This is a genomic window from Halolamina pelagica, assembly GCF_900115675.1.
Lineage (GTDB): Archaea > Halobacteriota > Halobacteria > Halobacteriales > Haloferacaceae > Halolamina > Halolamina pelagica.
Window position 1 is genome coordinate 130300 of the sequence record NZ_FOXI01000003.1, and the last position, 22172, is coordinate 152471.

Consider the following 22172-nt stretch of genomic DNA (forward strand, 5'->3'; position numbering starts at 1 on the left):
CCCTGAAACCCGTATATGTCGGAGTATCGCTACTTCTCCTATTCCGTTGGTAACTGCCGGTCATCGACGACGGTTGCCCATCGGTGGTACACGGTACACACTTCGATTTCTACCTTTCGGGAAAAGGAAGGGAAAAAGTAGTCGAATACGGTTGGATGGCGTATTTGCAGCAGAAAGTGTAGGTAGGGATCACTCAGGAGAGACAGCCGGTGTCAGCACGTTGGCAAGCGACGACTGTTCAGCGGTAGCGTGAATGATCGGCCCTTGTCCGTCTTTGAGCACGCGGCTCCCAGCGCTGCCCTCTGGCGTGTCGACGACGAGCGCAATGTCGATATAGTCACCGACGCCGAGTTCGACCGCGGCGGTGTCGACACCTGCGTCGTACTGCGGCTGACACTGTCGGCCGTCACCCTTCAGGGCGCCGAAGTCGCCTTTGGAGTTCGCGAGACTGATCGCCGTCGCGTCGTCGCTCCACGACCCGACGTAGAACGCGTGCTGTTTACTCCCGTTCCGACCACCGTCCTCGCTAGCCAGATGTACACCAGCTGGGTCCCCTAGTTCTCGATCCGGAACAAGTCAGCGACAGTTGTTACGGCGCCGAGGTTCACGCCGTTGCCGAGCAGGTCGTGGTTGCTGTCTGAGAGATCGGTCGAAAGGACTCCGGTTTCTGATTCAACGTAGGCGGCGTTGCCGCTCCCTGGAACAGCGGTTATTGCGAGGAACGCGTTCGCGTCGGCGGCGGTTTTGATGGTGAGACTGCGGTCCGCCGAGACGCTGGTGAACGCACCCGTTCCGACGGCGACGGCGCTCGTCGCTACGAGTGATCCGACGCCGTGAGCAAAGTGCGTCGTTTCATACTGACCCCCTCGCTGGAAATCCACCGGCGGAGTCGAACCGCCGAGCGGGCGGGGTGGGTTAGTCGTCGGGCTGATCGGCGATGATGGTCAGCGTCTCGTCGAACTCACCAATGCTTGAACCGTGGGTGTCGATGTAGAGCCCTACGCTGATACTGTCTCCAACGTTGAGGATCGGGGGTTCGTCTCTAAGGACACCATTATGGCCGACGAGCGCGAGATCGTTGAGCGCGCCGCCGCCGTAGGTGCTGTACACTTCCACTGTCTGGGTCCCGTGGTTCGAGATTTCGAGGAGGTCGTGGAACTCGTAGACTGAGTCGACACCGACGCCCTGAGCATCGGCGTTCTCGCCCTCATCGTCCCCGGGAATCTCAAACTCGACCACTTCTCCGTTGGTCGATGACCGACCCGTCTCGCCCCCGAGCCCGTCATCCGATATCGGACTCATTCGAAGGAATGCGTAGGCGTCATCGGCGAGACCGACGCTAACGGAGCGTTCAGCACTCACACTGGAGAACGCGCCAGTGCTAACTGCAAGGCTCCCGCCGCCGACGAGCGCTCCGAGGCCGGTTAGGAGTCTACGCCGTTGCATATGGGGTAATCCTCCCTACAGTCCGATGTCGCTCGGCTGGTCTCCCGCAGTGAAGGTAATCGTCCCGTTGACGAAGTCTTCGCTGGCGTCCGCATCCGGCGTCACGAAGAAGCCGACGTTCTCCAGCGATTCACCCGGCTCAAGCACGGGGAGGTTCTTCGCAGCGGCGGTATCGAGGTTAGTGATACCGTCGTTGTCGGGGGTTCCGTAGTCGCCGGCAATATCACCCAACTGCGAGACATCGTCGTCTTCGTGGTAGAGTGCACCTTTCGCCGGTCCGAAGCTCTGTCGGTGGCCAACGATGACGGTGTTGGTTCCTTGGTTAGTGATCTTGAGCAGGTCGTCAAAGATCGTAGTCGAGTCTCGGTTCACACCGCCTCCAGAACCAGGACTGTCGGTATTGGTGAAGTCAAGCGTGACTGTGCCATTTCCGCCATCTTCGACGTAGTCGTCCGCGTTATCCCCGCTCATTGCCTCGATAGCGAGGAAGGCGTTCGAGTCGTCTGCTGTGTCAACTGTCAGGCCACGGTTCGCCTGCACACTCGTGAACGCGCCCGTACCAATGCCCGCTGCGCCAGCAGCGGTGAGCGATCCCAGACCAGCGATGAACTTTCGTCGATCCATTGTCGTAGTACCTCGCGCCCCCGGTCTTCCGGGAACGCTTCATCTACCACATACCCCCCTTTGTAAGTAGTATTGAGGCGACTGACACGATTCAGACCGAACCAGTAAGCGACCCGAAATGTCTCCGACCCGGCCTGAGAACCACCCACGAACCAACAGCCCCGGTCTGACACCGCCTCAAGCGGCTCTTGAGACGGCCGCCGAAACCGCTTCAGTCGGTCGTTTTCCCCGCTACCCCGCCGATCGAGAAACAACCTCGAACAACTGGCGCCACGTTGCCGAATCGGCATCGACGCTCGCCGGATCAACCCCGAGCAACACCCCCGACGTGTACGGAACTTTATGGTCGCTGCCGACGGATACCGGCGGTATGGATATTCGCGAGGCCGAGCGGGGGTTCGACCACCCCGTGATCGACGACGACACGCTGCCGGCGATGTTCGAGGCCAGCGCCGAGCGTAACGCCGCGGAGGTGGCCCAGCGCTACAAGGGGGGGATCTACGACCGCTCGCTGGTCGCCGAGGGCGTGATCCCCGAGGCGCCCGCGGGCGATTTCGCCGACCTGCGCTACGAGGAGACCCAAGCGATCGTCAGGAACCTCGCGGCCGGCTTCCGCGACCTCGGCGTCGAGGCCGGCGACCGCGTGGGGCTGTTCGCCGACACCCGGATGGAGTGGGCCCAGGCGGACTTCGGCGTGCTCGCGGCGGGCGGCGTCGTCAACACCGTCTACAGCGGCTCCTCGGAGCGCCAGACCGAGTACCTGCTGGGCGACGCCGGCGCCGACGGCGTCGTCGTCGAGAACGGCGACCTGCTGCACAAGGTGTTGAACGTCGAGGACGACCTCGACCTCTCCTTCGTCGTCGTGATCGACCAACCCGCCGACGGCAGCGGCGCCGCGGCGGCGATCCGGGACCGCGACGACGTGTTCACGCTGGGCCAGCTCCACGACCGCGGCGCCGAGGCGTTCGACGAGGATGCCTACGAGGGCTGGCTCGACGAGCGCGATCCCGACGACCTCGCGAGCCTCGTCTACACCTCCGGCACCACCGGCCAGCCGAAGGGCGTGAAACTCACCCACCACAACTTCCGGTCGAACGTGAACCAGTGTTTCCGGCGGTTCGGCCCCCGGCCCGACCGCGATCCCGACATGCCGACGACCGACACCGACACCGTCGCACTCTCCTTCCTCCCGCTGGCGCACGTGTTCGAGCGGCTCTCCGGTCACTTCCTGATGTTCGCGGCCGGGGCGACCATCGCTTACGCCGAGAGCCCGGACACGCTGCGGGAGGACTTCAAGCTCGTCGAGCCGACGACGTTCACGAGCGTGCCGCGCGTGTACGAGAAGCTCTACGCCGCGGTGCGCGAGCAGGCCAGCGAGTCGCCGCTCAAACAGCGGATCTTCGAGTGGGCCGTCGACGTGGCCCGCGAGTACGAGCGGACCGACGACCCCGGCACGCTGCTCTCGCTGAAACACGACGTCGGCGACAAGCTCGTGTACTCGAGCGTCCGCGAGGCGCTCGGGGACAACGTCGACTTCTTCGTCTCCGGCGGCGGCAGCCTCTCGGAGGACCTCTGCCGGCTGTTCCACGGGATGGGGATTCCCATCCTCGAGGGGTACGGCCTCACGGAGACGGCGCCGGTGCTGAGCGTCAATCCCATCGAGGACCCCAAGCCCGGCACGATCGGTCCGCCGGTCGTCGACGTGGAGACGGACCTCGACGAGTCCATCGGCGTGATGGGCGACGAGATCGAGGGCGAGACCGGCGAACTGCTCGTGCGCGGCCCAAACGTCACCGACGGCTACTGGGAGAAGCCCGACGAGACCGCCGACGCGTTCGAGGAGGCGGAGGACGGCGGCGAGCCGTGGTTCCGGACCGGCGACGTGGTCGAGATCCGCCCCGACGGCTACATCGCGTTCCGCGAGCGGGCGAAACAGCTGCTGAAGCTCTCGACGGGAAAGATGGTGCCGCCGGGGCCCATCGAGGACGCCTTCGCCGACAACGAACTGATCGAGCAGGCGATGGTCGTCGGCGACGCCCGGAAGTTCGTCGGCGCGCTGATCGTCCCGGCGTTCGACGCGGTCCGGGCCTGGGGCGAGCGCGAGGGGCTCGACCTCCCCGCGGACGACGACGAACTCTGCCACGACGACCGCGTGCGCGACCGGATCCAGGCGGAGGTCGAGGCGATCAACGAGAGCTTCGAGAGCCACGAGCAGATCAAGCAGTTCCGACTCGTGCCCGAGGAGTTCACTCCCGAGAACGACCTGCTGACGCCGACGATGAAGAAGAAACGCCGGAAGATCCTGGATCGCTGGAGCGACGAGGTCGAAGACCTCTACGAGTAATCGACCGCGGTAGCCACGTTTAAACCGCACCCCCCGCTTCGTTCGAACGTGAGGGCGAACAGCGTCGTCGAAGGCGGGGTGCCGTAGATGGCCGGGAACGAGGCAGCCGTGCTGATCGCGGTCGTTGCGGGCGTCATCGGTATCGGCGTGATCGCACAGGTGCTCTCGGACCGCTTCCAGATCCCGAGCATCGTGTTCCTGATCGCGGCGGGCATCCTGCTCGGCCCGGAAGTGACCGGGCTGCTCAACCCCGAATCCTTCGGGACGCCGGCGCTGTCGGCCATCGTCGGGCTCTCGGTCGCGATCATCGTCTTCGAGGGCGCGTTCCACCTCCGGATCGACGAGATCCGGGAGGCGCCGAAGACCGCGTTCCGGCTGGTGACCGTCGGCGCCCTGATCGCGCTGGTGGGGACCGGGCTCGCCGTTCACTACCTGCTCGGCGTCGGCTGGCTCGTCTCGTTCCTCGTCGGTTCGCTGCTGATCGCGACCGGGCCGACCGTTATCGCCCCCATCCTCGACGTGGTCCCGGTCCGGGACCGGGTCGGGATCGCGCTCGACACCGAGGGGATCGTCAACGACGTGACCGCCGCCATCACCGCGGTCGTGATCTTCGAGGTCATCACGACCGGGGCGTCGGGTCCGAGCGCGCTCGTCACGCTGTTCGCCGAGCGGCTCGGCTACGGGCTGCTGGTCGGCATCGCCGTCGCCGGACTGCTGTACTACGCGCTCCAGTACGTCGACCTCTCGCCCGGCAACGCGCCGCGGAACGCGCGCCTGCTCGTGCTCGCGGGGGCGCTCGTCGCCTACGCGGCCGCGAACTACCTCGCCAGCGAGGCCGGCGTCGCCGCCGTCGCCGTCGCGGGCATCCTCCTCGGCAACGCCGACGTGCCGTACGAGGACGAGATCGCGGCGTTCAAAGGCGACGTGACGCTGATCGTGCTCTCCTTCGTGTTCATCACGCTCGCCGCCCTGCTCAAGTTCTCGGCACTGCTCGAACTCGGGGTGGCGGGGGTCGGCGTCGTGGTCGTCGTCGCGCTCGTCCTGCGGCCGCTACTGGTGTTCGTCTCCAGTGCGGGCGACCGTTTCACCCAGGAGGAGAAGCTGTTCATGAGCTTCGTCGGCCCGCGCGGGATCATCCCCGCGTCCGTGGCGACGCTGTTCGCCATCGAACTGCGGAGCGATGCGGTCGGGATGCCGGCGGCCGCCGACGTGCTGGTCGGAACCGTCTTCCTGACCATCCTGCTGACAGTCGTGTTCGAGGCGGGGCTGGCCCGCCAGATCGCGGAGAAACTCAACGTCATACCCATGCGAGTCATCATCGTCGGGGGCGGGTCGGTCGGGCGCGAGCTCGCGACCCGCCTCGAAGACCGAGGCGAGAACGTCGTCATCGTGGAGAAAGAACAGGAGCGGATCGAGGAGGCCCGAAACGCCGGGTTCGCCGTCCATCACGGCGACGGCTCCGACACCGAGGTACTCAAGTCCGCGGGCGCGGACAACGCCAAGATCATCGTCGCCGCGACCGGCGACGACGACGCGAACCTGCTGATCTCCCAGCTCTCCCAGTCGAAGTTCTCGCCGGATCGCGTGATCGCCCGGACGAACAACCCCGAGAACGTCGACGCCTTCGAGGAGCTGGGGGTCCGCACCATCGCCCCCGCGATGGCCACCGCACAGGCCATGGACGACTACATCGAGCGCCCGTCGATGGCGAGCTGGATGCAGGGGATCGGCGAGTCCGGCGACGTCCAGGAGATCGAGGTCACCGCCGACCCGCTGATCGGCCAGTCCATCAAGGAACTCGGCCCGCAACTCCCCGAGGGCTGCCTGATCGGGCTGGTCTCCCGGGAGGAGGAGACGTTCGTTCCCGAGGCCGACTTCACGCTCCAACGGGGCGACCGCGTCACCTTCATCGGCCGGAAGGAGTCGGTCCGCGAGGCGATGAAGTGGGCCCACCCCGAGGAGTAGCGAGACGGCTCGCCGCCGCACCGGTGGCGCGACGTTTTTGTCCGCTGAACCACGACGTTCGGTGATGGCGCTTTCCCGCCGTTCGTTCCTGCCCCTCCCGGTCGCCGTCGCACTCGCCGGCTGTACGTCGCTGACCAACGACGCGGTCGAGATGGCCATCGAGAACCGCAGCGGCGGCGCGCGCGACGTGACCGCGACGGCGACGCCGGTCGCCGAGTACGACGCCGACGACCCGCCGGACCCGGACTTCGAGGGGACGGTCCCGCCCGGCTCCCGCCAGTTGGTGCCGGACGTGGCCCCCTCGCCCGAGGAGGGTGCGGAGCCCATCCCGACCCGGGTCCACGTCGTCACCGGCCCGTACGAGGCGATCGAGACCCTCGACGTGACCGGCACCGGGACCATCGACGTGCGGATCACCCGAAACGGGCTGGAGATGTTCTTCGCGGGCCAGGACTGACGGAGTTGGTTCGTGGCGTGCCCGTGATCGCTCCGGACTGGTCCAGCGGCAGCAACCCGGCACACCCCCGGGAACGGCGACTGCAACCTCCTCCCACGGACCCGACACGGTTTTCCCGAATCACCGAGAAGCCCGCCCATGATCAGCCGACAGACCCTCCGAGAGGAACCGGAGCGCGTCCGGGACGCGCTCGACGCGAAGGGCGTCGACGACGTGGACCTCGACGAGGTCCTCGAGATCTACGACGAGTGGCGCGACCTCAAGGCCGAGGGCGACGACCTCCGCCACGAGCGCAACGAGGTCAGCCGGAAGATCGGCGAACTCAAACGCGACGGGAAGGAGGAGGCGGCCGAGGAGGCCATCGAGCGCTCGAGCGAACTCAAGGAACGCCTCCAGGAGGTCGAGGAGCGCGCCGACGAACTCGAAGCCGACCTCGACGAGCGCATGATGCGGCTCCCGATGCTCCCCGACGACGACGTCCCGCGGGGCGCCGACGAGAGCGAGAACGTCGAGCGCCGACGCGAGGGATTCGACGACCTGCGTGACCTCCCCGACGAGGTGACGCCCCACTACGACCTCGGCGAGGAGCTCGACATCCTCGACTTCGAGCGCGGCGCGAAGGTCAGCGGCGGCGGCTACTACTTCGCAAAGGGCGAGGGCGCCCGCCTCGAGCACGCGCTGATCCAGTTCTTCCTCGAGACCCACCGCGAACAGGGGTACACCGACGTGTTCCCCCCGATCCCGGTGAACAGCCGGTCGATGGAGGGCACCGGCCAGTTCCCGAAGTTCACCGAGGACGCCTACCGGGTCGAGGGCAGCCACGACGAACCGTACGACGACGACGACCTGTGGCTGCTCCCGACCGCGGAAGTCCCCGTCACGAACCTCCACCGCGACGAGATCCTGCTCGACGACGACCTGCCGCTGAAGTACCAGGCGTACTCGCCGAACTTCCGGCAGGAGGCCGGCGAGCACGGCACCGAGACCCGGGGGATCGTCCGGGTCCACCAGTTCAACAAGGTCGAACTGGTCAACTTCGTCCGACCCGAGGAGAGCGAGGAGCGCTTCGAGGGGCTCGTCTCGGAGGCCGAGTCGGTGCTGCAGGCGCTGGGCCTGCCGTACCGCATCCTCGAGATGTGCACGGGCGATCTGGGCTTCACGCAGGCCAAGAAGTACGACATCGAGGTCTGGGCGCCCGGCGACGACATGGCGGAGGGCCCCGAGCAGGGCGGCCGGTGGCTCGAAGTCTCGTCGGTGTCGAACTTCCGGGAGTTCCAGGCCCGGCGTGCCGGGATCCAGTACCGCCCCGAGCAGCACGAGAGCGCCGAATACCTCCACACGCTCAACGGCTCGGGCGTCGCCGTCCCGCGGGTGGTGGTGGCGATCCTGGAGTACTACCAGAACGAGGACGGCACCGTCGACGTGCCCGAGGTGCTGCAGCCCTACATGGGCGGCCAGGAAGTCATCGAAGGGCGGGAGCCGGTCGGTGAGAGCGCCGTCGGCGACGAGTAGCGAGGTGGGAAAACTCCGCGAGGGAGCTTGGCGACGGAGCGGAGGCAAACTACCTCGAAGCGAGCGGTGAGCGGAGTGACCCGCGAGTGGCGGGGTACGCGTCTTACGGTCGTCTTACAGCGCCCGACCGCAGGTTACGGTGGTTCTCTGTCGAGACTCGCGATACGGGTCACGGCGCTCCGGTGGCCGTCGATGCTCTCGTGTTGAGGTCCCCTTCGTCGAGGCGCGGCGTCGGTTCGGTGTGGCGCCGCCGCTCATGCGCCGCGTTTCACTTCGTAGAGCCGCGGCTCATTTCGTAAACGTCCGCAGGTCCACGATCTCCCCCTCCGCGACGGTGAACAGATCCACGAACGCGAACAGCTCCTCGCCGTCGTCGGCGAACAGCCGGCCGTGGGCGGCGACCTCGTCGTCGTCGCCCTCCGGGCGGAACAGCGTGTCAACGGCGTGGACGGTGTCGGTTCGCGGTCGGTCCTCCACCATGAACTCGACGAACCGGTCGCGGCCCTCGATGGTCCGGTCGCCCCGGTCGTGGCGGAACTCGGGCGCGAGTACGGCCCCGAGGCCGTCGGCGTCCATCGCGTCGATGGCCTCGTAGTAGCGCTCGACCAGCTCGGTGTGGCTCATACGCCACGTCGGGGGAGCGGCCCCAAGAAGGGTCGGGGAGCATTTGTCGCTCCGGCGCGCAGTTCGGGTGTGGACCTGCACGTCCGGTACGAGGGCGACGACGACCCCGAGAAGTGCACCGCCCGGAAGCTCGCGCGGTTCGACCTCGCGGAGCTCCACCGATCGGACCGCGCGACACCCTACGGAGTCGTGCTCAACCCCCACGCCGAACGTGCGCTCTCGCCCGCGGACCGCGACGCCGCCGCGCACGCACTGGTCGCGCTCGACTGCTCCTGGGAGTCCGCCGGCGAGAAGCAGTTCACCATCGACGGCGACCACCGCGCGCTCCCCTACCTCGTCGCCGCCAACCCAGTGAACTTCGGGAAGCCGATGCAGTTGACGACCGTCGAGGCGTTCGCCGGCGCGCTGGTGATCCTGGGCGAGAAACCGCAGGCCGAGCAGATCCTCTCGAAGTTCACCTGGGGCGAGACGTTCCTCGAACTCAACGAGGAGCCGCTACGACGCTACAGCGAGTGCGAGGACTCCGGGGAGGTCGTGGCGATCCAGCAGGAGTATTTGGACCGATAAACTCCATTCGACGATAGAGAACACCGTTTTCGTGCCCTCATGAGGGTAGCCCACCAGTCGATTTACCTTCGGTGGCCCACTACCGGTAACTATGGCGAGCTTCCAGATCGGGCGGATCTACGGGATCCCGATCAAGATCGACGTGACGTTCCTGTTGGTGCTGCCGCTGTTCGCGTGGGTGATCGGCTCGCAGGTCGGGTTCTGGGTCGACGTCCTCGGCATACTGCCCTCTACCGTGCCGGGGGCGGCGCCGTTGACCCAGGGGAACACGCCGTGGCTCATCGGGGCGGCGTCGGCGATCGGCCTGTTCGTCGGCGTGCTCCTGCACGAACTCGGCCACTCGCTGGTCGCGATGCGCTACGGCTTCGAGATCGACTCGATCAAGCTCTGGCTGCTCGGCGGCGTCGCCCAGTTCACCGAGATGCCCGAGGACTGGAAACAGGAGTTCACCGTCGCCGTCGCCGGCCCGATCGTGAGCGTCGCGGTGGGGGTGGTCTCCTACGCCGTGTTCACCTCGATCCCGGCCGAGCTCCCGGCCGTGCAGTTCGTGTTCGGCTACCTCGCGCTGGTGAACGTCATGCTGGCGGTGTTCAACATGCTGCCGGGGTTCCCGATGGACGGCGGGCGCGTGCTGCGCGCGCTGCTCGCGCGGAACCGCTCGCACGCCCGTGCCACCCAGATCGCGACGGCGGTGGGCAAGGGGTTCGCGATCCTGCTCGGCTTCGTCGGGCTGCTCGGGTTCGACCTGATCCTGCTCGCGGTCGCCTTCTTCATCTACATGGGCGCCTCGAGCGAGGCCCAGCGCTCCGTCCTGAAGGCGGCGTTCGAGGGCGTGACCGTCCGGGAGATCATGACGCCCGCCGCGGAGCTCCGGACCGTCGACGAGGAGACCACGATCGCCGAACTCATCCAGCGCATGCTGCGCGAGCGCCACGTCGGCTACCCCGTCATGCGGAACGGGGAGTTCGTCGGGATGGTGACGCTGGAGGACACCCAGTCGGTGCCGGAAGTCGAGCGCGACGCCTACCTCGTCGAGGACGTGATGAAATACGACGTGCCCACGCTCGACCCCGACAGCGAGGTGCTGGACGCCTTCGACGCGATGCAGTCCCACCGAACCGGACGGCTCCCGGTCACCGACGTCGAGGGGAACCTCGTCGGCCTGCTCTCCCAGACTGATCTGGTGATGGCGTTCAACATCTCCCAGACCAGCGGCGGGCTGGCCGGCCTGGGGGGGCAGGAGCTCCCGCCGCGGTCGTAGTTCCGGCGTCGCTGGCCGGCCGGCTCCCCCTTGTCACCGGCCGTTCCCCGAACGGACGCGTTTTTACGCGCTGGGCGGCTACACTCCCGTAATCGATGACCTTCGAAGATCTCCCGACCACCCCACGGTCGGAGGAGCTCCTCGACAAGGCGTTCTCCCGGGCCGCCCGGACCGGACGCGCCAAGGAGCCCTACGAGGCCCAAGAGGCCATGCTGCGCACCGCCGGGAACATCCTCTCGGACAACCTCCAGAACGTCGCGACCGCGTGGCCGGACTTCGACTACGTCGACCCGTTCTACTACGAGCTCGCCGACGCCATCGTCGACGTTGACCGCCTCCGACAGGCGCTGAGTGAGGTGACCTGGGCCGGCAACCAGATCGAGGACCTCCGCGACGAGTACGCCTCGAAGATCCGGAACAGCGACACCGACACCGCACGGAAGCACCGCAAGCAGGCGTTCGCCCGGATGGCCGACATCATGGACGAGATCGAGGACGACCTGCTGGCCGTCGGCGAGGCCCGGGACGAGCTCAAGACGCTGCCGGACATCCGGCCGGACGAGCCGGCGATCGTCGTCGCGGGCTACCCCAACGTGGGGAAGTCCTCCTTCGTCAACGAGGTCACCAACGCGCGCAACGCGATCGAGTCCTACCCGTTCACGACGACGGCGGTCCACGTCGGCCACTTCGAGCGCGACCGGGTCCGCTACCAGATCGTCGACACCCCGGGGCTGCTCGACCGCCCGGAGGAGGACCGCAACGACATCGAGAAGCAGGCCGTCTCCGCGCTGCGCCACCTCGCCGACGCCGTGCTGTTCGTCGTCGACGCCTCCGGCCAGTGTGGCTACCCGCTCGACGCCCAACTCGAACTCCGCGCGGAACTCGCTTCGCAGTTCGACGCGCCGATGGTCACCGTCTGCAACAAGTCCGACGTGTCGACGGACGTGGACGCCGACGCCTACATGAGCGTGACCGAGGGCGAGAACGTCGACGAGGTGCTCGACACGGTGGTCGAGGCCGTCGACTGGACGCCGGACATCCCGCCCTCCCGGAACGCCTGAGCCGCGTCGTCGCCGGCCCCCGCGCCGTCGCCCGCAGTCTCCACGGCGGCGTAGCGAACCGACACGGTGACCCCCTCCCCGCTACCTAACCCGAAACGCCCGTTGTCGATGGCGCCGATCCGCTCGGCCAGTCGATCGGCCAGCGCCGGGGGCTCCGTCCCCGGCGGGTAGCCGACCGTCACCATCACCCGCTCGGGGCTCCGGAACGGGAAGGCGGAGCCGTGTTCGACGTCGAAACTGACCAGCGAGAGCGAGGGCTCCCCGGCGAGCAGCGACTCGGTCTCCTCGCGGGCCTGATCCGCGAACGCCGCACGCTCCATGGAGGCGTACGTCGCGCCCGCGAGCACGGAGGAGAGCACGAGCACCGTGACCGCGAGCGCGCCGATGCGCTTGATCGTGTCCTTCCGGGCGTCGCCGACGTTGAACCACTCCTCTGGCTGGTACCCTTGGTACCAGAACGTCGCCAGCGCGACCAGGTTGATGGAGAGGAAGTTCACCGCCACCAGCACCGCCGAGCCGACGATCGCCTCCGGCCGCCCCCACGCGATCCCGATGCCGACGACCGCGGTCGGGGGGACCAGCGCCGCGGCGATCATCACGCCGACCAGCGCCGAGGAGACCCCGGAGGAGAGCGAGAGCGCGCCCGCGAACCCGGCCGCGAGCGCGACCACCAGCGACGGAACGCCCGGCGAGAGCCGCTCGCGCACCTCGCCGATCGCGAACACCTCGGCCACGCCCAACGGGACGACGTTGCCGAAACGTAGCAGCCCCGCGAACGCCGCGGCGCTCCCGACGGCGAGCACCGCACCGACCAACTGCAGCTTGATCCCGCGGACGAACAGCTCCCGGTCGTCGACGACGGACCCGACGCTGGTGGCCATCGCCGGCCCGATCAGCGGGGCGATCACCATCGAACCGACGACGACCGCGGGCGAGTCGATCAACAGCCCGGCGGTCGCGACAACGGCGCTGATCGCGGTCATCGCGAGGAAGGGGACCCAGTCGGGCGCCAGGTCGGACGCCCGGCTGACCAGTTCGTCCCGGGCGATGCGCTCGCCCTCCTCGCCCTCGGTCCACTCCTTCTCCAGTTGTTCGTAGCGCTCCGAGACGACCGTCTCGGCGTCGAGCACGACCGTGTAGGCGTCGCGGTCGATCCCGGTCTCCTCCCGGAGCTGGTCGAGTACCGGCTCGACGGCGTTGGTCGGCAGCGGGAACGAGACCAGCGCCGTGTAGCGCCGGCCGCTGACCTCGTCCGAGAGCGCATAGTCGATCCCGTTCTCGTCCAGCACCGAGAGCACGGCCTCGCGCTTCCCGGTGGGGATCATCACCTGTACGAGTCGCACGGGTGTGCCTCTCGGCGGCCGGGCAAATAGGCGGCGGTGGCGTCGATCGACGCAGTTCGCTATCGCCGTATACGATTCATGCCCCGACCCGTGAGGGTTAACCCCGCCAACCGGTTACCCACGGCCATGTCCTTCGAGAACCGGCCGGACCGCGGGGACGAGGTCGTCCTCGTCGGCCGGTCGAACGTCGGGAAATCGACCCTGATGCGGGAGCTGACGGGTCACAGCTTCGACACCGGGGGGAAACCCGGGGTGACTCGCCAGCCGAACCACTACGACTGGGCCGGCCCGGACTTCATGTTCACCGACCTCCCCGGGTTCGGCTTCATGTCCGGCGTCGAGGAGGGGAAACGCGAGCAGATCAAGACCGACGTGGTGCGCTACGTCGAGGAGAACGCCGAGAACATCCTCGCGGGCGTGCTGGTCGTCGACGGCAAGGCCGTGATCGACATCATCGACCGCCACCGCGGCAACGGCGACATCCCCCACGACGTGGAGATGTTCCACTTCCTGCAGGACGTGGGAATCGACCCGATCGTCGCGGTGAACAAGATGGACAAGGTGGACGACCGAGACGAGCGGCTGGACGACCTCTGCGATCGACTCGGGCTGTTCCCGCCGTGGCAGCAGTACCGGGAGACGATCTGTCCGATCACGGCCAAAACCGGCTCGATCGAGCCGCTGGAGGCGGCGCTGGCCAAGCGGTTCCGCGACGCCAAACGCGACGAACTGCTGCAGTTCGTCAGCTGAGCGCGTAACGCTCTTCCGCCTCGGCCTCCCTCCTTCGGCCATGTCTGCGGTCACCGGGCCCCCCTCGGAGCTCGACGAGCGCCGGGACGAGCTGACGCCGATGCTCCAGCAGTACGTCGACCGCTGCCGGGAGCACGACGACGCACTCGTGCTGTTCCGGGTGGGGGACTTCTACAAGACGTTCTGTGAGATCGCCGAGGAGGTCGCCCGGATCTGCGAGCTCACGATGATCGAGCGCGAGGACTCGACGGGAACCTACACCGCGGCGGGGATCCCCGTCGACAACGCCGCGGAGTACGTCGAGCGCCTGCTCGACGCCGGCCACCGGATCGCGATCGCCGATCAGGTCGAGGACCCCAGCGAGACCAACGGGATCGTCGAGCGCGCGGTCACCCGGATCGTCACGTCCGGCACCGTCGTCGACGACGAACTGCTCTCGCCGGACTCGACGTACGTCGCGGCGGTCGTCGGCGGCGACGGGGGGACCGACGACGGCGAGTTCGCCGTCGCGAGCGTCGACGTGTCCACTGGCGAGTGTCGCGTCGCCGCCGCGCCCGACCGTGCCAGCGTGCGCGAGGAGGTCGCCCGCGTCGGGCCCGCGGAACTGCTCGCGGGCCCCGGCGCACCGGAACCCGACGCCGACTGCCCGATCACCGACTGGGACGACGACGCCTTCGCCGTCGATCGAGCCCGGGAGACGCTCGACGCCTACGCCGACCCGGACCGGTTCGCGACCGTCGAAGCCCGCGCCGTCGGCGGCCTGCTGGCCTACGCCGAGTACACCCAGGGCGACGACGGCGCGCTCGAGTACGTCTCGCGGGTGCAGCGCTACGACGCCGCGGACTGCCTGCGGCTCGACGCCGCCGCGCTCCGGAGCCTCGAACTGTTCGAGAACCGCGCGGGGGGCGAGCGCGAGAGCGACACGCTGTTCGAGACGATCAACGAGACCGTCTGTGCGCTGGGACGCCGCCGGCTGGCGTCGTGGCTCCGCCGGCCGCTGGTCGATCGCCGCGCGACCGAGGCCCGCCTCGACGCCGTCGACGAACTCGCGACCCGGACGCTGCTTCGCGAGGAGCTCCGGGACGAACTGAGCGCCGCCTACGACCTCGAACGCCTCGTCTCGCGGGTCTCGCGCGAACGGGCGAACGCCCGCGACCTGCGCTCGGTCGCGGGGACGCTCGCGATCGTCCCCGAGCTGAAGGAAGCGCTCGCGGACGCCGAGGCCGACCGCCTCGGGCGCCTCCGCGACGACCTCGACGAGCTCGGAGCAACGCGAGAACTCATCGAGAACGCGATCGCCGAGGACCCGCCCCAGGAGATCACCGAGGGCGGGGTGATCCGCGACGGCTTTGACGACGAACTCGACGAGGTGCGGCGCACCGAGCGCGAGGGCCGGGCGTGGGTCGCCGACCTCGAAGCCAAGGAGCGCGAGCGAACCGGCATCGACAACCTCGAAGTCGGGCACAACCAGGTCCACGGCTACTACATCGAGGTGACCGACAGCCACCTCGATTCGGTCCCCGAGGAGTACCGCCGGCGCCAGACGCTGAAGAACTCCGAGCGCTTCGTCACCCCCGAACTCCGCCGGCGCGAGGACGAGATCCTCGGCGCCGCCGAGCGCGCCGACGCGCTGGAGTACGAAATCTTCTGTGAGGTCCGAGCCGAGGTCGCCGACGCCGCCGACCGGTTGCAGGGGCTCGCCGACGCGCTCGCGACCCTCGACGCGCTGCTCTCGCTCGCCACGGTCGCCGTGGGGCCGGAGTTCTCCCGGCCGGCGTTCCACGACGGCGACCAGCCGCTCGAGATCGAGGCCGGGCGCCACCCCGTCGTCGCGCGGGCCCAGGACGAGTTCGTCCCCAACGACGCCGAGCTGCCGGCCGGGAGCGTCGCCCTCGTCACCGGCCCCAACATGAGCGGGAAATCGACGTACATGCGCCAGGTCGGGCTGATCAGCGTCCTCGCGCAGGCTGGCGGGTTCGTGCCCGCCGACTCCGCGAGCCTCCCCGTGTTGGACCGGGTGTTCACCCGCGTCGGCGCCAGCGACGACATCGCGGGCGGCCAGTCGACGTTCATGCGCGAGATGAGCGAACTCACGGACATCCTCCACGACGCCACCGAGGACTCCCTCGTCCTCCTCGACGAGGTGGGCCGCGGGACCTCGACGGCCGACGGCCTCGCGATCGCCCGCGCGGCCACGGAGTTCCTCCACGACGAGGTCGGCGCCCGCACGATGTTCGCGACCCACTACCACGACCTGACTGCGCTGGCCGACGAGCGCGACGGCGTGTTCAACTTGCACTTCACCGCGATCCGGGACGGCGACGACGTGACGTTCCTCCACCGCGTCGACGAGGGGCCGTCCTCCTCCTCCTACGGCGTCGAGGTCGCGCGGATGGCGGGCGTCCCCGACGCCGTCGTCGAGCGCTCGCGAGCGTTGGTCGAGAGCGAGGACGAGGCCACGACCGATCCGGCACCGTCCGCTACACAGGCTGCGACCGACGGCGCCGGCGTCGACGCGGCCGGGACGGACGCCGACGCCTCGCCACCCCCGGGTCAGCAGACGCTCCCGGGGACCGAGCCGGACGGGGCGGCCGAACTCCAGGCGATCGCGGCCGAACTCCGGGGGCTCGACCTCGCGAGAACGACGCCGCTGGAGGCACTGAACCGGCTGCAGGAGCTCCAGGATCGCGTCACGGAGCGATGAGCGACGGGTCGGCGGACTCCCCGACGGTCGAGCGCCTCGACGAGGCGACGGTCGACCGGATCGCCGCCGGCGAGGTGATCACCCGGCCCGCACGGGTCGTGGGCGAACTGCTGGACAACGCGCTCGACGCGGGCGCCGACTCGATCCGGGTCGAGGTCGACGGCGACGGCACCGAACGGCTCCGCGTCGCCGACAACGGCCACGGGATGAGCCGTCGGGACGCCGAACGGGCGGTCGAGCGCCACGCGACCAGCAAACTCCGGGACGCCGACGAGCTGCCGGCGACGACCAGCCTCGGCTTCCGGGGCGAGGCGCTGCCCAGCATCGCCGAGGCGGGCCGGCTCGAACTGGTCACCAGCGACGGCAGCGAACACGGAACGCGGCTCGTCGTGGACGACGGCGAGGTACAGGTCACCGACGCCGGCCGGGCGCGCGGGACGACGGTGACAGTCCGGGACCTGTTCGCGGACCGCCCGGCACGGCGCGAGTCGCTGGGCGGCGCGGGCGCGGAGTTCGCGACGGTCTCCTCGCTGGTCGCGCGCTACGCGCTCACGCGTCCGGACGTGTCGTTCTCGCTCGTCCACGACGGCCGCGAGGTGTTCGAGACGCCCGGCAGCGGCGCGTACGCCGACGCGCTGGCGGCGGTGTACGACCGCCACGTCGCCGCGCGGTCGACGACGTTCTCCCACGAGACGGCGCTCTCGGCCGGCGAGTTCGACGGGGCGACGATCCACGTCGACGGCGTCCTCGTCTACCCCTCGACGACGCGCTCGGACCGCTCGCACCTCCGAACCGCGATCAACGACCGGCCCGTCGTCGACGAGGGGATCCGCCGCGCGACCGAGCGCGGCTACGGCACGCTACTACCCGATGGCCGGCACCCCGTCGCGGCCGTCTCGGTCTCGCTGCCGCCCGAGAGCGTCGACGCGAACGTCCACCCCGCGAAGGCCGAGGTCGCGCTCTCGGTCCGCGACGCCGTCGAGGCGGCGGTCGAGACGGGCGTGAGCGACGCGCTCACCACTGCCGACCTCCGCCGCTCGGGCGAGGTGGCGATGGGGCTGGACGAGTCGCTCGCGCCCAAAGCGGGCGACTCCGCGCTTGCCGAGGCCGACGTTGTCGGGCAGTTCCGGGAGACGTACGTCCTCTGTGCGGAGGGCGACGAGCTGCTCGTCATCGACCAGCACGCCGCCCACGAGCGCGTGAACTACGAGCGCCTGCAGGCCGCGGTCGCGGGCGAAGCGATCGAACGGGCCGACCTCTCGCCGCCGGAGACGGTCTCGCTCTCGCCCGGCGAGGCTGCGGTCGTCGAGTCACACGCCGACGACCTCGCGGCGCTGGGGTTCGACGCCGACCCGTTCGGCGGCACGACGGTGAAGCTCTCGGCGGTGCCGGCGCCGATGGGGTTGCCGGCCGACGCCGGGGCGTTCCGGGAGACCCTCGCGACGCTGGCCGGCGGCGACGATCCGGCCGACGCCCGCGACGACGCGCTCGCTGCGCTGGCCTGCCACCCGTCGTTGAAGGCCGGCGACGCGCTGGACGCCGACGACGCGCAGGCGCTCGTCGAGCGGTTGGGGCAGTGCGAGCAGCCGTTCGCCTGCCCGCACGGGCGGCCGACGGTGCTCAGCGTCAGCGAGGAGACGCTAGCGGCCGGGTTCGAACGCTAGCCGGTCGGGGCGCGTGACCCGCCGCGACACGGAGGTCGCGTTGACGGAGCCGATGCCGTGGTCGTGTGTGAGAGATCAGGGCCGCGCGCTCACCACTCCTTGCAGTCCGGACAGACCAGCGCGTCCGGGTCGAGATCGGTCTCGTCGGCGGCGCCGCCCTCGCCGGCCCGCCAGCGCGTCTCGACGCTCTCGCCGCAGGCCGCACACGCGGCGCCGTCGGGCGTCGACGTGTAGGTGTACGTCGGCGTCGCCGGCGCGTCGTCGGTGGGGTCGTCAACGGTCGAGCCGTCCCCGGCCTCGTCGCCGTCCCGGCCCGCGAAATCGGAGAGGCTGGCGTCGTCGCTCATGGGCCGAGGTTGGGGCCGGCGTGGGTTTAGCGTTGGCGTCCCGCAAGCGAACGCTTTTCACCCCTGACGGGCCGAGAGGCGGGCATGGACCCCGGACATCCGCTGCAGGGCATGACCGACCTCTGGGACGACACCATCGAGGACATGGAGGCCACCGCGGCCGAGCTGCGGGACGACGGCTGGGAGACCGTCGAGGTCCACCCCGGCGCGGTGACGCCGCTGCCGCGGCTGGAGACCGAGGACGGCTACGAGGACGACCGCACGGGGTTCGACGTGCTCGTGCCGGGCAACGAGTTCTCCGAGGTACAGGAAGCCGTCGACGGCGCCGCGTTCGACGAGTACGAGGCGTACAACGCCCAGGCCAACGGCGTCGTGTTCGCGGTGATCGTGATGAAGGCCGCGGACGCCGGGCGGGCGGTGCTGATCCCCATCTACTACCGTGCCGACGAGGCGGTCGAGACGGTCCAGCGCATCGAGGCGGCCGGGGAGAGCCGGCTCTACGTTCGACCGCTCGACGACAGCGAGCGCGTGCTGTTCGTGCAACGGCAGCCCGCGGCGCTGTTGCCCGGTGGGGAGTAACGCCGCGTTCGGTCCACCCCTGCCGGAACAGGCGGTTTCGACGTGTTTTTCAGCCGCGGCCGAGAGTTCTCGGGTATGGCCGAACTCAAGCTCGTCGTGTCGGATCCCGACACGGGCAACACGTATCAGACTGAGGTCGACGGACAGGACGCCAACCGGTTCCTCGGTCGATCGCTGGGCGAGGAGGTCGACGGCGACGTCGTCGGGCTCTCGGAGTCGACCCTGAAGCTCACGGGCGGCTCGGACGCCGCCGGCCGACCGATGCGGGAGGACGTCGCCGGCTCCGACCTCAAGCAACTGCTGCTCGAGGGCGGCGTCGGCTACCACCCCGAGAAGGACGGCGAGCGCCGACGCGTCACGGTCCGTGGCGCCGAGTTCAGCGAGGAGAGCGCGCAGGTCAACGCCATGGTCCTCGGCGACGAGGACGTCGCCGCCGCCTTCGGCGAGGGCGACGACGAAGACGCCGAGTAAGTTCCCGCTCGCTTCTCGATGTCCGACCGAATCCCCAGCGACCACGCCAGCGTTCACACCGAGCGGGCCGAGGTGGCCCGCAGCGGCGGCACGCGCCGGCCCTGTCTGCACCTGCCTGCCGATCTGGCCCTCGAACCGGGCTCGTTCGTCCGGCTCGTGATCGCCGGCGACGAGTACCACGCCGAGGTTCGCGAGGACCGCTCGGGGTTCCTGCTCCGAGGCGCTTACGACCTCAAAAGCGAGGCGCGCGACCCGGGCCGTGCCGAGAACCGACTGGTCGAGTGGCTGCGGGACGAGGGACGCGAGCCGGGCGACCCCGTCGAGATCGACGAGATCGAACCCGGCGAACGCTACGGCCTGCGGCTGCCGGGCGAGCGGACGTTCTACCGCGACACCAGCGGCCCCGGCGGGTCGCTGCAGGACATCGCGAGCGATCTGGACGGCGTCGACTCCGACGGCTGACCCCGATGCCGCGCCAACGCGGTCGCTTTTTCCCGGAGAAGCGCCTCCAGCCCGTATGAGCAAACTCTCGGAGTTCCTCGCGGGCGAGCGCCTGGAGGACGTGGCGCTGTTCCTCGCGGAGGACCAGCTGGACGAGGCGGGGAAACTGGCAGACGCCGGCGAGGCGGTCGACGGCGGCGTCGTGCTCGTGCGCCCGGGCGAGCAGGGGCGGAAGCTGTTCAGCGCCGGCACCGGGCAGGACGCGATGGAGTTCGCGAAAGAAGCGATGGGCGAGGGCGGCAGCGTCGACGCCGACCTCGCCGGCGGCGAGTGTCCAGCCGGCGACGGTGACGAGCATCAGGTCCAGTACGTGTTCGCGTTCACGGAGGCCGAGAACCCCGATGTCGGCGGGCTGTACGCCGACGGCGACGTGATCCACGCCTACGCGAAGTGTGCCTGCGGGGAGTCGTACTCCGAGAAGTGGGTGGTCGGGAGTCGCTCCGGGGAGTAACCCCCCGCCCGTTCCCAGTTCCGCGGAATCGGCGGGACTGACTTTTCCCGTCGGCGCCTACATTGAGGTAGAGGCACGATGGCTCTCACAACCCTCGAAGAGGAGTTCTTCGGAGAACCGTTGACGCCAGTGGAGCGTGTCCTCGCCGGGATCCCGGCCGTCCTCGGCGCCGTGGGGCACCTCCTCCTCGCCAGCACGGCCGTCCTGCTGCTGTACGTGCTGGTGACGGCTGGCGCCTGAGAACCGGACACCCTCTCCGCCGTTTTCGAACGGGAGCCATCGAGAGTCGTATCCGCCCTACTCCTCCACTAGCTCCTCGAACGCCCGGCGGATCACGGTCCGCGCGGTCCGCCCCTCGCTGGTCCAGTGCTGGGCCATGTCCAGCATGTCGTCGTAGATGTCCGGCTTACAGCCAGCGGCCTTCGGGTGGCCGCCGCCGTTGACCTGGCCGGCGACCTCGTGGCAGCGCTCGAACCCCTCCGAGCCGCGGATCGACGCGCTCCCGGAGGGTTTGACGATCACCGCGGCGTCGCAGCCGTCCTTTCGCAGTGCCTCGGCGACCTCGTTCTGCGAGCAGCGCCCGTAGGTGAAGCCGACGGTCCAGTCGCCGATCTGCCGGCGGTTCGCCCGCGAGACCGCGGCCTCGATGCGCTGTTCCTTCTCCACCCGGCGGTGAGCGACGTAGTCGAGCACCGTCTCCGGGAGCGCGGCGCCGTACTCGCCGACGATCGTCGCGTACTCCTCGGGCCCGCTCCAGTAGGCGTAGTCCGCGAGGTCGTCGCTGCGGGCGTCCCGCTTGAGCCAGAGGTCGTGGTCCCGGGTGACCTCGGCGAGTTCGGCGTAGCGCTCGTCGAACTCGTAGTCGAGCGAGCGCAGCGCCACGTCGGTCGTGCACTCCTCCTCGCTGTCGCCGATCACGAGGTCGACGCCGGCGTCGCGAACGCTCCGTTCCAGGTCCGCGCCCCACTGGTGGTGGTCGAACCACCGGACTTCCCCGCCGAGGTCGACGAGCGTCTCGAGGTCCTCGGCGATGTACTCGTAGCTGTCCGGGCAGATGTCGCAGACGAAGACGTCGGTCCCGACTTCGGCGTACGCCGCGACGAGTTCGAGCGACTCCTCGATGTCGCCGGGACCGGACGCGACGAGCGCGACCGTCGAGCGCTCGTGGGGTTCGGGCTCGTCGTCCTCCCCCTCGTCCGCCGGCTCCTCGTCAGCCTCGGGTTCCCCGTCGGCCATCTCCTCGGCCAGCGCCTCCTCGAAGGTGGCCACGTCGAGGGCGGCGTCGCGAGCCTCGCGGACGAGCGCGACACAGCCCAGCCCGTCGGCGTCGGAGTCGGTGATCACGACCGCCTCGGCGCCGTCGACGGCCTCGGCGACGCGCTCCTCGGTGCGGTCCTCCTCCAGCGAGTCGGGGTAGAAAAAGCCCTTCCCGGGCAGCAGCGAGCGGCGGTGCAGCGAGAGGTCGTCGACCTCGATGAGTTCGTCGTCCATACCCGAGAGT

At 69.0% G+C, this 22172-nt stretch carries 23 protein-coding genes; 16 read left to right on the forward strand and 7 right to left on the reverse strand.

Features of this window, described 5'->3' with window-relative positions; genetic code table 11:
• The first annotated feature begins 264 nt into the window (after positions 1–264).
• Positions 265–558, forward strand: a complete 294-nt coding sequence (locus tag BMZ83_RS05355; RefSeq protein WP_074876434.1) for a hypothetical protein — start codon at positions 265–267, stop codon at positions 556–558.
• On the opposite strand, the gene BMZ83_RS05360 is transcribed toward BMZ83_RS05355, so the two are convergent.
• The 3 genes from BMZ83_RS05360 to BMZ83_RS05370 are packed head-to-tail and all read right to left on the reverse strand — an operon-like array spanning position 555 to position 2070.
• A complete protein-coding gene (locus BMZ83_RS05360; RefSeq protein ID WP_074876436.1) occupies positions 555–881 on the reverse strand; it encodes a hypothetical protein in 327 nt (108 codons plus the stop codon). The genes BMZ83_RS05355 and BMZ83_RS05360 overlap by 4 nt on opposite strands.
• A 34-nt stretch (positions 882–915) precedes the next feature.
• A complete protein-coding gene (locus tag BMZ83_RS05365; protein ID WP_074876438.1) occupies positions 916–1446 on the reverse strand; it encodes a hypothetical protein in 531 nt (176 codons plus the stop codon).
• Between the two features lie 15 nt (positions 1447–1461).
• Positions 1462–2070, reverse strand: coding sequence for a hypothetical protein (locus tag BMZ83_RS05370; RefSeq protein ID WP_074876440.1), 609 nt, complete (start codon positions 2068–2070; stop codon positions 1462–1464).
• A gap of 370 nt (positions 2071–2440) precedes the next feature.
• Here BMZ83_RS05370 and BMZ83_RS05375 point away from each other — a divergent pair, with 370 nt between their 5' ends.
• The 4 genes from BMZ83_RS05375 to serS all read left to right on the forward strand — a co-directional run bounded on the left by BMZ83_RS05375 (position 2441) and on the right by serS (position 8348).
• Positions 2441–4414 carry an AMP-dependent synthetase/ligase gene (locus BMZ83_RS05375; RefSeq protein WP_074876442.1) on the forward strand — a complete coding sequence of 658 codons (1974 nt, stop codon included), beginning with the start codon at positions 2441–2443 and terminating at the stop codon, positions 4412–4414.
• An 87-nt stretch (positions 4415–4501) separates the two neighbouring features.
• The gene (locus BMZ83_RS05380) at positions 4502–6379 is read left to right on the forward strand and encodes a cation:proton antiporter domain-containing protein (protein WP_074876444.1); all 1878 of its coding nucleotides are present in this window, start codon (positions 4502–4504) and stop codon (positions 6377–6379) included.
• A gap of 64 nt (positions 6380–6443) precedes the next feature.
• Positions 6444–6836: a hypothetical protein gene (locus BMZ83_RS05385; protein WP_074876446.1), complete on the forward strand. Its 393-nt coding sequence runs from the start codon at positions 6444–6446 to the stop codon at positions 6834–6836.
• Positions 6837–6974: 138 nt separating this feature from the next.
• The gene (gene serS / locus BMZ83_RS05390) at positions 6975–8348 is read left to right on the forward strand and encodes a serine--tRNA ligase (RefSeq protein WP_074876448.1); all 1374 of its coding nucleotides are present in this window, start codon (positions 6975–6977) and stop codon (positions 8346–8348) included.
• A 288-nt stretch (positions 8349–8636) separates the two neighbouring features.
• On the opposite strand, the gene BMZ83_RS05395 is transcribed toward serS, so the two are convergent.
• The gene (locus BMZ83_RS05395; protein ID WP_074876450.1) at positions 8637–8972 is read right to left on the reverse strand and encodes a nuclear transport factor 2 family protein; all 336 of its coding nucleotides are present in this window, start codon (positions 8970–8972) and stop codon (positions 8637–8639) included.
• Positions 8973–9041: 69 nt separating this feature from the next.
• Here BMZ83_RS05395 and BMZ83_RS05400 point away from each other — a divergent pair, with 69 nt between their 5' ends.
• The 3 genes from BMZ83_RS05400 (at position 9042) to BMZ83_RS05410 (ending at position 11861) form a co-directional block, all read left to right on the forward strand.
• Complete coding sequence (locus BMZ83_RS05400) at positions 9042–9539, forward strand: DUF367 family protein (protein ID WP_074876452.1); 498 nt, start codon at positions 9042–9044, stop codon at positions 9537–9539.
• A 91-nt stretch (positions 9540–9630) separates the two neighbouring features.
• Positions 9631–10800 (forward strand): CBS domain-containing protein, encoded by a 1170-nt coding sequence (locus tag BMZ83_RS05405; protein ID WP_074876454.1) that lies wholly within the window; start codon positions 9631–9633, stop codon positions 10798–10800.
• Between the two features lie 95 nt (positions 10801–10895).
• A complete protein-coding gene (locus tag BMZ83_RS05410) occupies positions 10896–11861 on the forward strand; it encodes an NOG1 family protein (RefSeq protein ID WP_074876456.1) in 966 nt (321 codons plus the stop codon).
• Here BMZ83_RS05410 and BMZ83_RS05415 read toward each other — a convergent pair.
• Positions 11759–13204, reverse strand: coding sequence for a TIGR00341 family protein (locus BMZ83_RS05415; protein ID WP_177191570.1), 1446 nt, complete (start codon positions 13202–13204; stop codon positions 11759–11761). The two genes, BMZ83_RS05410 and BMZ83_RS05415, sit on opposite strands and share 103 nt — an antisense overlap.
• 126 nt (positions 13205–13330) lie before the next feature.
• Here BMZ83_RS05415 and engB point away from each other — a divergent pair, with 126 nt between their 5' ends.
• From engB to mutL, 3 genes are read left to right on the forward strand one after another with little or no spacing between them, the layout of a single operon-like run.
• On the forward strand, positions 13331–13954 hold the full coding sequence (gene engB / locus BMZ83_RS05420) for a GTP-binding protein EngB (RefSeq protein WP_074876459.1): 624 nt from the start codon (positions 13331–13333) through the stop codon (positions 13952–13954).
• A gap of 40 nt (positions 13955–13994) precedes the next feature.
• Positions 13995–16658 carry a DNA mismatch repair protein MutS gene (mutS, locus tag BMZ83_RS05425; RefSeq protein ID WP_074876462.1) on the forward strand — a complete coding sequence of 888 codons (2664 nt, stop codon included), beginning with the start codon at positions 13995–13997 and terminating at the stop codon, positions 16656–16658.
• Complete coding sequence (gene mutL, locus BMZ83_RS05430; RefSeq protein ID WP_074876464.1) at positions 16655–18322, forward strand: DNA mismatch repair endonuclease MutL; 1668 nt, start codon at positions 16655–16657, stop codon at positions 18320–18322. The genes mutS and mutL overlap by 4 nt, the downstream gene beginning before the upstream one ends.
• Before the next feature lie 89 nt (positions 18323–18411).
• Here mutL and BMZ83_RS05435 read toward each other — a convergent pair whose 3' ends face one another.
• Positions 18412–18669 (reverse strand): DUF7573 domain-containing protein, encoded by a 258-nt coding sequence (locus tag BMZ83_RS05435; protein ID WP_074876466.1) that lies wholly within the window; start codon positions 18667–18669, stop codon positions 18412–18414.
• Between the two features lie 84 nt (positions 18670–18753).
• Between BMZ83_RS05435 and BMZ83_RS05440 the strand changes: the two genes are divergently transcribed.
• The 5 genes from BMZ83_RS05440 (at position 18754) to BMZ83_RS16770 (ending at position 20911) form a co-directional block, all read left to right on the forward strand.
• The gene (locus BMZ83_RS05440) at positions 18754–19248 is read left to right on the forward strand and encodes a DUF7529 family protein (protein WP_074876468.1); all 495 of its coding nucleotides are present in this window, start codon (positions 18754–18756) and stop codon (positions 19246–19248) included.
• 75 nt (positions 19249–19323) lie between these two features.
• Positions 19324–19719 carry a 30S ribosomal protein S6e gene (locus tag BMZ83_RS05445; RefSeq protein WP_074876470.1) on the forward strand — a complete coding sequence of 132 codons (396 nt, stop codon included), beginning with the start codon at positions 19324–19326 and terminating at the stop codon, positions 19717–19719.
• A gap of 18 nt (positions 19720–19737) precedes the next feature.
• Positions 19738–20181, forward strand: a complete 444-nt coding sequence (locus BMZ83_RS05450; RefSeq protein WP_074876472.1) for a DUF7112 family protein — start codon at positions 19738–19740, stop codon at positions 20179–20181.
• 55 nt (positions 20182–20236) lie between these two features.
• Complete coding sequence (locus tag BMZ83_RS05455) at positions 20237–20671, forward strand: DUF5807 family protein (RefSeq protein WP_074876474.1); 435 nt, start codon at positions 20237–20239, stop codon at positions 20669–20671.
• A 78-nt stretch (positions 20672–20749) separates the two neighbouring features.
• On the forward strand, positions 20750–20911 hold the full coding sequence (locus BMZ83_RS16770) for a hypothetical protein (protein ID WP_166623207.1): 162 nt from the start codon (positions 20750–20752) through the stop codon (positions 20909–20911).
• 57 nt (positions 20912–20968) lie between these two features.
• On the opposite strand, the gene BMZ83_RS05460 is transcribed toward BMZ83_RS16770, so the two are convergent.
• Positions 20969–22162 (reverse strand): DHH family phosphoesterase, encoded by a 1194-nt coding sequence (locus BMZ83_RS05460; protein WP_074876476.1) that lies wholly within the window; start codon positions 22160–22162, stop codon positions 20969–20971.
• Positions 22163–22172: the final 10 nt, after the last annotated feature.

Bases quoted from the DNA above. Each gene is read 5' to 3' on its own strand.
- BMZ83_RS05365 (WP_074876438.1), bottom strand. From the start codon at position 1,446: ATGCAACGGCGTAGACTCCTAACCGGCCTCGGAGCGCTCGTCGGCGGC.
- BMZ83_RS05370 (WP_074876440.1), bottom strand. From the start codon at position 2,070: ATGGATCGACGAAAGTTCATCGCTGGTCTGGGATCGCTCACCGCTGCT.
- BMZ83_RS05375 (WP_074876442.1), top strand. From the start codon at position 2,441: ATGGATATTCGCGAGGCCGAGCGGGGGTTCGACCACCCCGTGATCGAC.
- BMZ83_RS05380 (WP_074876444.1), top strand. From the start codon at position 4,502: ATGGCCGGGAACGAGGCAGCCGTGCTGATCGCGGTCGTTGCGGGCGTC.
- BMZ83_RS05385 (WP_074876446.1), top strand. From the start codon at position 6,444: ATGGCGCTTTCCCGCCGTTCGTTCCTGCCCCTCCCGGTCGCCGTCGCA.
- serS (WP_074876448.1), top strand. From the start codon at position 6,975: ATGATCAGCCGACAGACCCTCCGAGAGGAACCGGAGCGCGTCCGGGAC.
- BMZ83_RS05395 (WP_074876450.1), bottom strand. From the start codon at position 8,972: ATGAGCCACACCGAGCTGGTCGAGCGCTACTACGAGGCCATCGACGCG.
- BMZ83_RS05405 (WP_074876454.1), top strand. From the start codon at position 9,631: ATGGCGAGCTTCCAGATCGGGCGGATCTACGGGATCCCGATCAAGATC.
- BMZ83_RS05410 (WP_074876456.1), top strand. From the start codon at position 10,896: ATGACCTTCGAAGATCTCCCGACCACCCCACGGTCGGAGGAGCTCCTC.
- engB (WP_074876459.1), top strand. From the start codon at position 13,331: ATGTCCTTCGAGAACCGGCCGGACCGCGGGGACGAGGTCGTCCTCGTC.
- mutS (WP_074876462.1), top strand. From the start codon at position 13,995: ATGTCTGCGGTCACCGGGCCCCCCTCGGAGCTCGACGAGCGCCGGGAC.
- mutL (WP_074876464.1), top strand. From the start codon at position 16,655: ATGAGCGACGGGTCGGCGGACTCCCCGACGGTCGAGCGCCTCGACGAG.
- BMZ83_RS05435 (WP_074876466.1), bottom strand. From the start codon at position 18,669: ATGAGCGACGACGCCAGCCTCTCCGATTTCGCGGGCCGGGACGGCGAC.
- BMZ83_RS05440 (WP_074876468.1), top strand. From the start codon at position 18,754: ATGGACCCCGGACATCCGCTGCAGGGCATGACCGACCTCTGGGACGAC.
- BMZ83_RS05445 (WP_074876470.1), top strand. From the start codon at position 19,324: ATGGCCGAACTCAAGCTCGTCGTGTCGGATCCCGACACGGGCAACACG.
- BMZ83_RS05450 (WP_074876472.1), top strand. From the start codon at position 19,738: ATGTCCGACCGAATCCCCAGCGACCACGCCAGCGTTCACACCGAGCGG.
- BMZ83_RS05455 (WP_074876474.1), top strand. From the start codon at position 20,237: ATGAGCAAACTCTCGGAGTTCCTCGCGGGCGAGCGCCTGGAGGACGTG.
- BMZ83_RS16770 (WP_166623207.1), top strand. From the start codon at position 20,750: ATGGCTCTCACAACCCTCGAAGAGGAGTTCTTCGGAGAACCGTTGACG.
- BMZ83_RS05460 (WP_074876476.1), bottom strand. From the start codon at position 22,162: ATGGACGACGAACTCATCGAGGTCGACGACCTCTCGCTGCACCGCCGC.